Here is a 12,339-nt window from a genome sequence, read left to right as displayed (position 1 = left end):
GGGCCGGGCGCTGGGCGGGGCGCTGCGGGGCCGGGCGCGGCATCACGCGCGTCGCGTCGGGCGGTGTGGTGGGGCGGGCCGCCGGGCGTGCCGGGGGCCGCGGTGCCGTCCGGTCGCCGCCGCCGGCCGCCGGTCCGGTGACGGTCGCGCGACCCGTCAGCGGGGAGCGGAGCGGGCCCGGCCGCCGCATCTGGCGGGTCGGGTCGTCGTCGCGGTACGGCTGGTCCGGCACCCCTCAACGGTAGGCCCGCCTGGGCCGTCCGGGTGACAGGCGAGCCCGGGGCGCCTAGCCTCGCGGGCGCCCGAGGGCCCGGTACGTCCAGCCGGCGGCCCGCCACGTCGCCGGGTCCAGCGCGTTGCGGCCGTCGAGCAGGCGCCGGTGCGCCACCTGCTCGCCGAGAGCGACGGGGTCGAGGTCGCGGAACTCCTGCCACTCCGTGAGCAGCAGGACGACGTCGGCACCGGCGACCGCCTCGTCGGCGCTCGCCGCGAACCGGAGGTCGGGCCAGGCCCGGGCGGCGTTCTCGACCGCCTGCGGGTCGTAGACGGTCACGTGACCGCCCTGCAGCCGCAGCTGCGCGGCGACGCTGAGGGCGGGGGAGTCGCGGATGTCGTCGCTGTTGGGCTTGAAGGCCGCGCCGAGCACCGCGATGCGGCGCCCGAGGAGGGAGCCCTCGCACACCTCCCGGGTCAGCTCGACCATGCGCTGGCGGCGGCGCATGTTGATGTCGTCGACGTCGCGCAGGAAGGTCAGCGCCTGGTCGACGCCGAGCTCGCCCGCGCGCGCCATGAAGGCGCGGATGTCCTTGGGCAGGCACCCGCCGCCGAACCCGAGGCCGGCGTTGAGGAAGCGGCGCCCGATGCGCGCGTCGTGGCCGATGGCGTCGGCGAGGGCGACGACGTCGGCGTTCACCTTCTCGCAGACCTCGGCCATGGCGTTGATGAAGGAGATCTTGGTCGCGAGGAAGGAGTTCGCGGCGACCTTGACGAGCTCGGCGGTCGCGTAGTCCGTGGTGACGAGGGGCGTGCCGGCCCCGAGCGGGGTCGCGTACACCTCGTCGAGCAGCGCCTTGGCGGTCGCACCCGCGTCGCCGTCGGGCAGGCCGTAGACGAACCGGTCGGGGGTGAGGGTGTCCTGGACCGCGAAGCCCTCGCGCAGGAACTCCGGGTTCCACGCGAGCAGGGCGTGCCCGCCCTCCGGCAGCAGCTCCTGCACGCGGTCGGCGAGACGGGCGGCGGTGCCGACGGGCACCGTCGACTTGCCGACGACGAGGACGGGGGCGTCGGCGGTGCCGCGCAGGTGCGGGGCAAGGGCGTCGACCGCCGCGTCGACGTAGGTGAGGTCGGCGGCGTACTCGCCCTTGCGCTGCGGGGTGCCGACGCACACGAAGTGGACCTGGGCGTCCGCGGCCTCGGCCATGTCGGTGGTGAAGCGCAGCCGCCCGGTGCCGGCGACGCGCTCGAGCAGCTCCGGCAGGCCGGGCTCGTAGAAGGGCGCCTTCCCGGCCGACAGGAGCTCGACCTTGCGCTCGTCGACGTCGATGCCGACGACGTCGTGGCCGAGCTCGGCCATGCACGCCGCGTGCACGGCCCCCAGGTACCCGCAACCGATGACAGAGATACGCACGGGTCCGGAGGCTACAGGCCACCGCGGTCGTGCCCGTGCCGAGGCCGCGACGGGGTTACCGGCGAGTAACCGGCGGGCGTAGCATCGACCGCGTGAGCGAGGACGCCTACACCCTGACCGAGGACCAGCGGGACCTGCAGGAGGCCGTGCGCGCGGTCGTGGCGGACAAGGTCGCCCCGTACGCCGCCGAGGTCGACCGCGACTCCCGCTTCCCGCAGGAGGCGCACGACGCGCTGGTCGCCAGCGACTTCCACGCCCCGCACGTCCCGGAGGCCTACGACGGCGTCGGCGCCGGTGCGCTCGAGGTGTGCCTCGTCATCGAGGAGGTCGCCCGCGCGTGCGCCTCGAGCTCGCTCGTCCCGGCCGTCAACAAGCTCGGGTCCATGCCCGTCCTGCTCGCCGGGTCCGAGGAGGTCAAGGCGCGCTACCTGCCGCGCCTGGCCCGCGGCGAGGGCTTCAGCTACGGGCTGTCGGAGCGCGAGGCCGGCTCCGACACCGCGGCCATGCGCTGCCGCGCCCGCCGCGACGGCGACGACTGGGTGCTCGACGGGCAGAAGTCGTGGATCACGAACGCGGGCGTCAGCGAGTTCTACACGGTCATGGCCGTCACCGACCCCGACGCGGGCTCCCGCGGCATCAGCGCCTTCGTCGTGGAGAAGGGCGACCCGGGGTTCACCTTCGGGGAGAAGGAGAAGAAGCTCGGCATCAAGGGCTCGCCCACCCGCGAGCTGCTGTTCGACGGCTGCCGCATCCCGGGCGACCGCCTCGTGGGCGAGCCGGGCCAGGGGCTGAGGATCGCGCTGCGCACGCTCGACCACACGCGCATCACGATCGGGGCGCAGGCCGTCGGCATCGCGCAGGGGGCGCTCGACTACGCCCGCGACTACGTCAAGGAGCGCCGCCAGTTCGGCCGCGCGGTCGCGGAGTTCCAGGGCATCCAGTTCATGCTCGCCGACATGGCGATGACGCTCGAGGCCGCCCGGCAGCTCGTGTACGTCGCCGCGGCGAAGAGCGAGCGCGACGACGCCGACCTCGGCTTCTTCGGCGCCGCGGCCAAGTGCTTCGCCTCCGACGTCGCGATGCAGGTGACGACCGACGCCGTGCAGCTGCTCGGCGGGGCGGGCTACGTGTCCGACCACCCCGTCGAGCGCATGATGCGCGACGCGAAGATCACGCAGATCTACGAGGGCACGAACCAGGTCCAGCGGCTCGTGATGGGGCGCTCGCTCCTGCGCTGACCTCACGCGGGCCCGCTGCACCGGGTCCCCGTCCCGCGCGGCCCGCCCGTGGCGACCGCACCGCGGCCACCCCGTCCCGGCTGCCCCGTCCCGGCCACCCCGTCCCGGCTGCCCCGTCCCGGCTGCCCCGTCCCGGCTGCCCCGTCCCGGCTGCCCCGTCCCGGCTGCTCCGTGGCGCGCCCGCACCCGGGCCGGCCCCACGGCCCGGACGGCTTCGTGGCCCCTCCGGCTTCGTACGCCCCGTCGAGGCCGTGGGCTCGCCCGGACGGCCGTACGCGCTCCGTCGTGCCGCTCGTCCGGACGGGGGACGGCCGCCCGGACGAGGTCCGCCGCTCACCCGTACGCGCCGTCGCGCCTCACCTGCGACGGAGCGCGGACGTGGTAGCGGCGGCGCCCTGACGGCTCAAGTGAGTCCGTCGGGCGCCCGACCTATTGACGGTACGCACCTAGACGCTCGCGTGTGGTGACCGGTTAGCATCCCTCGCGTCCCACTAGCACCACTGGTCACTTGAGTCACACGCGACACGCCGATGACGAAACGAAGGATCGTGATGACGCACCTCCGCCGGCTGACCGCCGCCCTCGCCACCACGACGATGGTCGGAGGTCTCCTCGTCTTCGACGTGGTGTCCCTGCCCGCCCCCGGCGTGCAGGCGGCTGTGAGCACCGTGTCGCTGGCCGCCGAGCTCGAGCCCGTCGCGCCGTCGGCCGAGGCGTCCGCCGTGCCGTCCGCCGAGCCGTCCACCGAGGCGTCCGCCGAGCCGTCCGCCGAGCCGTCCATCGAGCCGTCCGTCGAGCCGTCCGGGACGTCGCTGCTCACCGTCGACCCCACGACCTTCCAGACCGGCGTCATCCCCACCGACGAGTTCTCCGTCATGGGCGTCACCTGGGAGACCGACGAGCAGGACACCGGCACGGTGACCGTCGAGGCCCGCCTGCGGGAGGCGGACGGCTGGACGGGGTGGACGGCCCTGGAGCGCAACGACGGCGGCCCGGACGCCGGCACCGAGGAGGCGCGCCTCGCGGCCGGCGTCGACGGCACCGAGCCCCTCGTCACCGACGGCGCCGACGCCGTCCAGGTGCGGGTCGTGACGAGCGAGGGCCGGCTGCCCGAGGACATCAACGCCGTGACCATCGACCCCGGCGAGACCCCCGCGGACCTCGTCGAGACCGAGCAGGCCATCACCGCGTCGGAGGCCTTCACCACCCGCCCGACGATCATCAGCCGTGCGGCGTGGGGGGCCGACGAGTCCCGCCGCCGCTGCACCCCGTCGTACTCCAAGGACCTCGTGGCGGCCACGGTCCACCACACCGCCGGGACGAACAGCTACTCGAGGTCGGAGAGCGCCGGCATCGTGCGCGGCATCTACGCGTACCACACGGGTTCGCTCGGCTGGTGCGACGTCGGCTACAACTTCCTCGTCGACAAGTACGGCCAGGTGTTCGAGGGCCGCTTCGGCGGCATCACCCGCGCCGTCCGCGGCGCCCACGCCGGCGGCTTCAACGACCGCACGATGGGCGTGTCCGCCCTCGGCAACTACGAGACGGCCTCGGCCCCCTCGGTGATGGTCACCACGATCGGCCGCGTCATCGGGTGGAAGCTCGGCGCCTTCGGCACCCCGGCCACGGGCACCGTGAGCCTCACCTCCGCCGGCGGCACCTCGCGCTACTCCTCCGGGACGCGGGTGTCCCTGCCGCGCGTCTTCGCCCACCGCGACGTGGGCCTCACCGCCTGCCCCGGCCGCAACCTCGTGTCGAGCATGCCGGCGATCCGCAGCACGGCCGCGGCCTTCGCGGGCGGCGCCACCGTCGGGCAGACCCTCGTGCCCGTCGAGGCGGACCGCACCGCCGGCACCGAGCTGCTGGCCTACGACCGGGCCACCGGGCAGGCCGTCGTCTACGACCAGACGACGACGGGTGCCTTCAGCGTCCTCGCGCGCTCCTCGTGGCCGACGGGCATGGACTCGGTCGTGCCCGCCGAGCTCGACGGCTCCGCCGGCGACGAGGTGCTGGTCTACGACGCGGCCTCCGGCCGGGCGCTGGTCCACGACCTCGCCGCGGACGGTGCGACGAGCGTGGACGCCGACCTGCGGTGGTCGAAGGGCTGGACGCGCGTCCTCGCCGTCGAGGTCGACGGCAGGTCCGGGTCCGAGCTGCTCGTCTACGACGCCGCGACCGGCCGCCAGCTCGTGACGAAGCTCGAGGGCACGCGCACCCGCACCCTGCGCGAGAGCGCGTGGTCCCCGGGCTGGACGTACCTGCAGGTCGTCGACGTCGACCGCCGGACGGGCTCGGAGCTGTCGGTGTACAACCCCACGACCGGACGCCACCTGTTCGTCGACCTGTCCCGCGGCACGGGCTCCGCGACGCTGCGCGAGCAGCGCTTCAGCCCGGGCTGGGACGTCGTGAGCGTCCTGGAGGTCGACGGCACGCCCGGCTCCGAGCTCCTGACGTACAACAGCCGCAGCGGCCGCGTGGTCCTCACCGACATCGCCTCGACGGGCCGCACCGGCACCGTGAACCTCGCCTCGTGGTCGACCGGCTGGTCGCGCGTCGTCGCGACCGAGGTGGACGGCACCCCCGGCTCGGAGATCCTCACCTACAACAGCCGGAGCGGGCGTATCGTCACCACCGACGTCACGCAGTCCGGGGGGACCAGGACGATCAGGTGATCCCGATGCGCACACGCACCACGCGCGTCGCCCGACCGGCGACCGGCGGGGGCCTCTCGGCCCCCCGCCGGGTCCTCGCGGCCGTCGTGACCGCCCTCGTGACGGCGCTCGTGGGCGTGCTGGTGCCGGGAGCCCTCGCGGCGCCGGCGTCCGCGGTCGACGGCGACGTCGTGCTCGAGGGTGCCGGCTTCGGCCACGGCCGCGGCATGAGCCAGTACGGCGCCTACGGCCGTGCGCTCGCCGGGCAGTCCGTCGCGCAGATCGTCGCCTTCTACTACCCGGGCGACGACCTCGCGACGCAGTCGCGGGGCAGCATCCGCGTCAAGGTCGGCTCCGGCAGCACGCAGACGTTCCCGCTCGGGGCGGGGTCGACCGTGCGCGACGGCGCCGACGGGACCCCCCTCCGCGTCGACACCGTCGGCGACCGGCTCCGCGTGCGGCGGGTGAGCGGCGGGTTCGAGGTGACCGTGCGCTCCGCCGGCACGTACCGCACCCCGACCGGGTGGCCCGCCTCGGTCCCGGGGCCCGTCGTCGTGGCGACCGACTCCGACGCCGTCGGCGTGCTGCGCAGCGACGGCTCGGTGCAGCGCTACCGGGGGACCCTGTCGCTCGTCGGCACCGGGACGGGCTCCGCGGACCTCGTCAACACCCTGCCCTTCGAGCAGTACCTCTACAGCGTCGTCGGCGCCGAGATGCCCTCGTCGTGGCCAGCCGCCGCGCTGCAGGCGCAGGCCGTCGCCGCACGCTCGTACGCGCACTCCCGCTGCTCGCAGGGTGCGACGCACTTCGACGTGCTCGACACCACGCAGTGCCAGGTGTACCGCGGCGTCAGCCGGACCAGCGCCGCGGGCACCGTGACGCCGTACGAGGTCGCCTCGGTGCGGGCCGCGGTCGACGCCACGCGGGACCGGGTCGTGCGCCGGGGGACCGCTGTCGTGCGCACCGAGTTCAGCTCGAGCAACGGCGGCGTCACCAACGGCAGCAACGGCTGGGCGACCCGCCTCGACCCCTACGACGACGCCGACGGGCGCAACCCCTACTCCCGCTGGAGCGTGACGCTCACCCCGGAGCGCATCGAGCGGACGTGGCCGGCGGTCGGCGACTTCCTCTCCCTCACCGTGACCGGGGACGGGGTCGGCCCCTTCGACGGCCGCGTCCGGACGCTCACCGTCCGCGGCACGGCCGGCCGCGTCGAGGTGACCGGGGAGCAGGCGCGCACCGCGCTCGGCCTGCGCAGCCACCTCTTCCGACCCACCACCGTGCCCCCGCAGCCGACGGACCTGCTCACCTACGACGCCCGCGGTGGTCGGGCCGTCGTCACCCGCCCGCTCCTCGACGGCGGGCTCGTCACGCTCTCGAGCGCGACCCTGGCCACCGGCTCGGACGCCGTCGTCCCCGTCACGCTGCCGGGCGGGAGCCGCGCCGTGCTCACCTACGACGCGGGCTCGGGGCGCGCGCAGCTGCACGAGGTCGGCGCCGACGGCTCGATCGGGGCAGCGGCGGGCGCGACGTGGTCACGGGGCTGGGACGCCGTCGTCGCGGCGGAGGCCGACGGCACCGAGGGCACCGAGGTCCTCACGTACAACCGGCGCACCGGCCGCGCCGTCGTGTCGGACCTGTCGGCGTCGGGGACGCCGAGCACCCTGTCGACGGCCCGCTGGTCGACCGGCTGGGACCAGGTCGCCGCCGTGGAGTCCGACGGCACGGCCGGCACCGAGCTGCTCACCTACAACCGGGGCTCGGGGCGGGCGGTCTTCTCCGACCTCGGCGCCGGGGCGCAGCTGGGGACGCTGGCGCTGGCCAGGTGGTCGGCCGGCTGGCACTCGGTCGTCGCGGTCGAGGCCGACGGGACCATCCGCTCGGAGGTCCTCACCTACGACCGGGGCTCGGGGCGTGCCGTGGTGTCCGACCTCGCCGCCGACTCCTCGCCGAGCACCCTCGCCATGGCCCGCTGGTCCGTCGGCTGGGACTCGGTGGTCGACGTCGAGACCGACGGCACCGAGCGCAGCGAGGTCCTCACCTACAACCGGGGCTCGGGGCGCGCGGTGGTCTCCGACCTCGCCGGGGCCTCGCTCGCCACGCTCAGCCTCGCCCGCTGGTCGCCGGGGTGGACGGCGGTGGCGGCCCTGCCGGGGCCGCCCCGCTGAAGCCGGGGCCGAGCGGCCTCAGCGCCCGATCGTGCGGTAGCGCTCCTCGGTCGCGGCCTTGTCCGCCCGCCACCACGCCTCGTTCTCCCGGTACCACTCGACCGTCGCGGCCAGGCCGGAGCGGAAGTCGGCGTGCGCGGGCTCCCAGCCGAGCTCCGAGCGCGTGCGGGACGCGTCGATCGCGTAGCGGAGGTCGTGCCCGGGGCGGTCCGGCACGTGGTCGAAGTCGTCGGGGCTGCGCCCGACGATCTCCAGCAGCGTGCGCACGACCTCGAGGTTGCTCGTCTCGCCGTCGGCGCCGATCAGGTACGTGCGCCCGGGGGCGCCGCGCTCCAGCACCGCCCACACCGCGTCGTTGTGGTCGTCGACGTGGATCCAGTCGCGTACGTTCGCGCCCGAGCCGTACAGCTTCGGTCGGACCCCGTCCAGCAGGTTCGTCACCTGCCGCGGGATGAACTTCTCCACGTGCTGGCGGGGCCCGTAGTTGTTCGAGCAGTTGCTCAGCGTCGCCTCGACGCCGAAGGAGCGGACCCACGCCCGCACGAGCATGTCGCTGGCGGCCTTGGTCGCCGAGTACGGGCTGGACGGGTTGTACGGCGTCTGCTCGGTGAACTTCGCCGGGTCGTCGAGCGCGAGGTCGCCGTACACCTCGTCGGTCGACACGTGGTGCAGCCGGGTGCCGTGGCGGCGCACCGCCTCCAGCAGCGTGTACGTGCCGACGACGTTCGTGCGCACGAACGGCCAGGGGTCCGACAGCGAGTTGTCGTTGTGGGACTCCGCGGCGAAGTGCACGACCGCGTCGGCCTCGCCCACGAGGCCGTCGACGACGTCGGCGTCGGTGAGGTCGGCGCGGACCAGGCGCACCCGGTCCGCGACCGGGGCGAGGGACTCCTCCCGCCCGGCGTAGGTGAGGGCGTCGAGGACCGTCACCTCCACCTCGGGACGGGTCGCCGCGGTCCGCACGACGAAGTTGGAGCCGATGAAGCCGGCGCCGCCGGTCACGAGCACGTGCACGGGTCCTCCTGGGGTCGGGTGCTGCGGCGAGGCTAGCGGCGCCCGGCCAGCAGCCCGCGCCGGACGGCGTGCACCGTCTCCACCGCCGCGAAGGGCTCGAGGCCGAGCCGCGCCCACGCCCGCTGCACCCGCACGTTGTGCACCTGCGTGGAGATGACGACGCGTCGGGCGCCGGCCTCGAGGGCGCGCTCGGCCACGGCGTCCAGCAGGACGGGGTACCAGCCGCGGCCCTGCCACGGTGCGCCCAGGCCGGCGAGGAGGACCTCGACGTGGTGGGCGTCGTCATCGTCCGCGCCGACCGAGGTCGTCGCGACGCCCACGGGGCTGCCCGCGTGGACGAGCACGAGCGTGCCGACGGCGCGCGCGTCCGGGACGGCGGGTGAGCCGGTCGTCGCGCGCCGCGCCCACTCGACGTAGCCGGCGAGCGCCGCGTCGTCGTCGAGGAGCGGGTCGACCGTGTAGTGGTTGGCGTAGCCGGTGAACGAGGCCCGCACGACGTCCTCGACGGTCCCGCCGAGGTCCTCGGGGGCGCCCGGCTCGCCCGCGGCGACCACGACGAGGTCGGCGGTGCGGGTGGGCGGACGCCGGCGGGCGGGCAGCAGCTCCCAGTACACGAGCGCCCCGGCGGGGAGCACGTCACGGTCCGAGGCGGCGAGCGCGGCGGCGCAGTCGCCCGCCGCCGCGGGGTGGCGCACGACGACGACGTCGGCCTCCGAGCCCGCGAGCGCCGCGGCCAGCGCGGGCGCGCGCCCGTGCGGGTCCGCCACCGCCCCGACGGTCAGCCGCGCCATGGTGACGCCGAACCGGTCGCTCTCCGACGGGCTCGGTGCGAGGTCGACCGCGTCGCCGGCCAGCGACTCCCAGCTCACGCGACCGGCACCCCGACGGGGCGGTAGGCGCGCACGGCGGCGACGACCCGCGAGACGTCGTCGTCCGTCATGCCGGGCCACAGGGGCAGGCGGACCAGCCGCGCGGCGGCGTCGTCGGTGACCGGGCAGCCGCCCGGCGCCGCCCGGCCGAAGCGGCGGCCGGCGGGGGAGGAGTGCAGCGGCTGGTAGTGGAACGTCGCGATGACGCCGCGCTCCTTCGCCGCCGCGATGAGGCCGGTCTGGTCCTCGTGGGTCGGGGCCATCAGGTAGAAGACGTGCGCCGGGTGCTCGACGTCGTCGGGCACGTGCATGAGCCGGGCGCCGACCTCCTCGGCCCACTCCGGCAGCTCCGCGGCGTACCGGGACCACACCCGGTGCCGCTCGGCCTGGATCCGGTCGAAGGCCTCGAGCTGGGCCAGCAGCAGTGCGGCCTGCAGCTCGCTCGGCAGGTAGCTGGAGCCGGTGTCGACCCACGTGTACTTGTCGACCTGCCCCCGCAGGAAGCGCGCCCGGTCGGTCCCCTTCTCCCGGACGACCTCGGCGCGCTCAGCGAGGCGCGCGTCGTTGACCAGCAGCGCGCCGCCCTCGCCGCACTGCACGTTCTTCGTGTCGTGGAAGCTCTGCGCGGCCAGCTCCCCGAGGGTGCCGAGCCGTCGCCCGCCCACGGAGGCTCCGAGCCCGTGCGCGTTGTCCTCCACGACGGGCACCCCGCCCGCGGCGGCGCGGATGCCGTCGACGTCGCAGCCCACGCCGCCGTAGTGCACGACGAAGACCGCGCGCGTGCGCTCGGTGACGCAGCGCGCGACCGTCTCCGGCGTCAGGTCGAGCGTGAGCGGGTCGACGTCGGCGAAGACCGGCGTGGCCCCGCGCTGCACGACGGCGGCAGCCGTGGAGGAGAAGGTGAAGCTCGGCACGACGACCTCGTCGCCCGGCCCGAGGTCCAGCAGCACGGCGGCGAGCTCGAGGGCGTGGGTGCACGAGCTCGTGAGGAGCGCGCGCGGTGCGCCGCTGATCTCCTGCAGCAGGGCGGTCGCCCGCCGGGTGAACGTGCCGTCGCCGTGCAGGTGCCCCGACTCCAGCGCCTGCGCGACGTAGGCCTGCTCGTCCGGGGCGCGGAAGGGGCGGCTGAACACGATGGGCTGCACGGACGGCCAGCCTGCCACACCGACCTGCGTACCCTTCGTCACCATGAGGCAGGACGACGCACCCGCCACGGCGGGTGGCCCGGCGAGGCTCGTGGCCCGTGCGCTGCACCGTCACGAGGTGCGCTACGTGCTGGTCGCGGGCACCACGACGGTGTTCTACCTCGTGCTCGTGGCGACGGGGCTGCTCGCGGGGCTGCCGTACATGCTGGCGATCGCCCTGGCGCACGTCGTCACGATCTGCGCCGCCTTCCCCGCCTACCGCCGCCTCGTGTTCCGCTCGCGGCGCGCGTGGCCGGAGGACCTGTGGCGCTTCCTGTCGGTCTGGTCCGGCGGCATGGTGGCCGGCTTCGTCGCCACGCCGCTGCTCGTGGAGGTGCTCGGCATGCCGCCCTTCGCAGCGCAGGTGGTCGCGATCGTCGTGGTGGCGGTCAGCAGCTACCTCGGGCACCGCTTCTTCAGCTTCGGGCAGGCCGCGGGCGACGTCCGCCCCGACGGCACCGACGCCGGCACGAGCGCCGGCACGGGCGCCGGCACGGGCGCGGGCACGGGCGCCGGGACGGGCGCCCCGACCGGCACCGGCGGACGGCGCGCCGGGAGGGGGGCGTCGTGAAGGTCAGCGTCGTCGTCCCCTGCTACCGCTCCGAGCTCACCCTGCCCGCCCTCGTCGAGGGCCTGCACACCGTGCTCGGCGCGGGCGCCGAGGGCCTCGTGGAGGACTACGAGGTGGTCCTCGTCGTGGACGGGAGCCCGGACGGGACCTTCGCCGTCGCGCACGCGCTCGCGACCGCGTCGCCGCGCGTGCGCGCCGTCATGCTGCGCCGCAACTACGGCCAGCACAACGCCCTGCTCGCCGGGCTCGCGCGCGCCCGGCACGAGGTCGTCGTCACCATGGACGACGACCTGCAGCACCGCCCGGACCAGCTGCCCACGCTGCTGCGGCCGCTGCTCGACCCGCTCGTCGACCTCGTCTACGGCGTCGCGGTGCGCGAGGAGCACGGCTTCTGGCGCTCCCTCGCCTCGCGCTCGGTCAAGCGGGGCCTCGCGCTCGCGGGCGTGGCCAACGCCGACGACGTGAGCGCGCTGCGGGCCTTCCGCACCGACCTGCGCGACGGCTTCCCCGAGGCCGCCGACGCCTTCGCCTCCCTCGACGTGCTGCTGTCGTGGACGACGGTGTCGGTCCGCCGCGCCGACGTCCGCATGGACCAGCGCGAGGTCGGCACGTCGGCCTACGGCCTGCGCCGGCTCGTGCGGCACACCCTCAACATGGTGACCGGCTACGGCACCCTGCCGCTCAAGCTCGTCACCTACCTCGGGCTCGTGCTCGGCGTCGTCGGCGTCGTGCTGCTGCTCGTCACCCTGTGGGGCTACTTCACCGACACGATCACGGTGACGGGCTTCACGACGCTGGCGTCGATGATCGCGCTGTTCTCCGCGGCGCAGATGGTGTCGGTGGGGGTGCTGGGGGAGTACATCGGGCGCCTGCACTTCCGGAGCATGCAGAAGCCGACGTACGTCGTGCGGACCGACACCCGCCAGGAGCAGCCGCCGACGCACCAGCTCGCCTCCGACGTCGCCCGCGCGCTGCGGGACCCGCGCCCCTCGGCCTGAGCCGGCCGGCCCGCCGGGC

Annotated in this window: 9 protein-coding genes and 1 pseudogene; 5 read left to right on the top strand and 5 right to left on the bottom strand. The window is 75.1% G+C overall.

What is annotated here, in order from left to right:
- Both WAA21_RS16250 and WAA21_RS16245 read right to left on the bottom strand, forming a co-directional pair.
- Window positions 1-232: pseudogene (locus tag WAA21_RS16250) on the bottom strand (hypothetical protein); the annotation flags it as partial.
- A 54-nt stretch (window positions 233-286) separates the two neighbouring features.
- Entirely contained in the window at window positions 287-1,627 is a 1,341-nt protein-coding gene (locus WAA21_RS16245; RefSeq protein WP_336923885.1) for a UDP-glucose dehydrogenase family protein, read from the bottom strand.
- Window positions 1,628-1,719: 92 nt separating this feature from the next.
- Between WAA21_RS16245 and WAA21_RS16240 the strand changes: the two genes are divergently transcribed.
- From WAA21_RS16240 to WAA21_RS16230, 3 genes are all read left to right on the top strand, one after another.
- Window positions 1,720-2,865 carry an acyl-CoA dehydrogenase family protein gene (locus WAA21_RS16240; protein WP_336923884.1) on the top strand — a complete coding sequence of 382 codons (1,146 nt, stop codon included), beginning with the start codon at window positions 1,720-1,722 and terminating at the stop codon, window positions 2,863-2,865.
- Between the two features lie 551 nt (window positions 2,866-3,416).
- Window positions 3,417-5,537: an N-acetylmuramoyl-L-alanine amidase gene (locus WAA21_RS16235; RefSeq protein ID WP_336923883.1), complete on the top strand. Its 2,121-nt coding sequence runs from the start codon at window positions 3,417-3,419 to the stop codon at window positions 5,535-5,537.
- 5 nt (window positions 5,538-5,542) lie between these two features.
- A complete protein-coding gene (locus tag WAA21_RS16230) occupies window positions 5,543-7,684 on the top strand; it encodes a SpoIID/LytB domain-containing protein (protein ID WP_336923882.1) in 2,142 nt (713 codons plus the stop codon).
- A gap of 18 nt (window positions 7,685-7,702) precedes the next feature.
- On the opposite strand, the gene rfbB is transcribed toward WAA21_RS16230, so the two are convergent.
- From rfbB to rffA, 3 genes are read right to left on the bottom strand one after another with little or no spacing between them, the layout of a single operon-like run.
- On the bottom strand, window positions 7,703-8,698 hold the full coding sequence (gene rfbB, locus WAA21_RS16225) for a dTDP-glucose 4,6-dehydratase (RefSeq protein WP_336923881.1): 996 nt from the start codon (window positions 8,696-8,698) through the stop codon (window positions 7,703-7,705).
- A 32-nt stretch (window positions 8,699-8,730) separates the two neighbouring features.
- Entirely contained in the window at window positions 8,731-9,567 is an 837-nt protein-coding gene (locus WAA21_RS16220; RefSeq protein WP_336923880.1) for a GNAT family N-acetyltransferase, read from the bottom strand.
- Window positions 9,564-10,712 carry a dTDP-4-amino-4,6-dideoxygalactose transaminase gene (rffA, locus tag WAA21_RS16215; protein WP_336923879.1) on the bottom strand — a complete coding sequence of 383 codons (1,149 nt, stop codon included), beginning with the start codon at window positions 10,710-10,712 and terminating at the stop codon, window positions 9,564-9,566. The genes WAA21_RS16220 and rffA overlap by 4 nt, the downstream gene beginning before the upstream one ends.
- Window positions 10,713-10,755: 43 nt before the next feature.
- Here rffA and WAA21_RS16210 point away from each other — a divergent pair, with 43 nt between their 5' ends.
- A complete protein-coding gene (locus tag WAA21_RS16210; protein ID WP_336923878.1) occupies window positions 10,756-11,322 on the top strand; it encodes a GtrA family protein in 567 nt (188 codons plus the stop codon).
- On the top strand, window positions 11,319-12,320 hold the full coding sequence (locus WAA21_RS16205) for a glycosyltransferase family 2 protein (protein WP_336923876.1): 1,002 nt from the start codon (window positions 11,319-11,321) through the stop codon (window positions 12,318-12,320). The genes WAA21_RS16210 and WAA21_RS16205 overlap by 4 nt, the downstream gene beginning before the upstream one ends.
- Window positions 12,321-12,339: the final 19 nt, after the last annotated feature.

It is taken from the genome of Aquipuribacter sp. SD81, assembly GCF_037153975.1.
Taxonomy (GTDB): Bacteria; Actinomycetota; Actinomycetes; order Actinomycetales; family JBBAYJ01; genus Aquipuribacter.
This window is presented reverse-complemented; position numbering and strand designations above follow the sequence as displayed.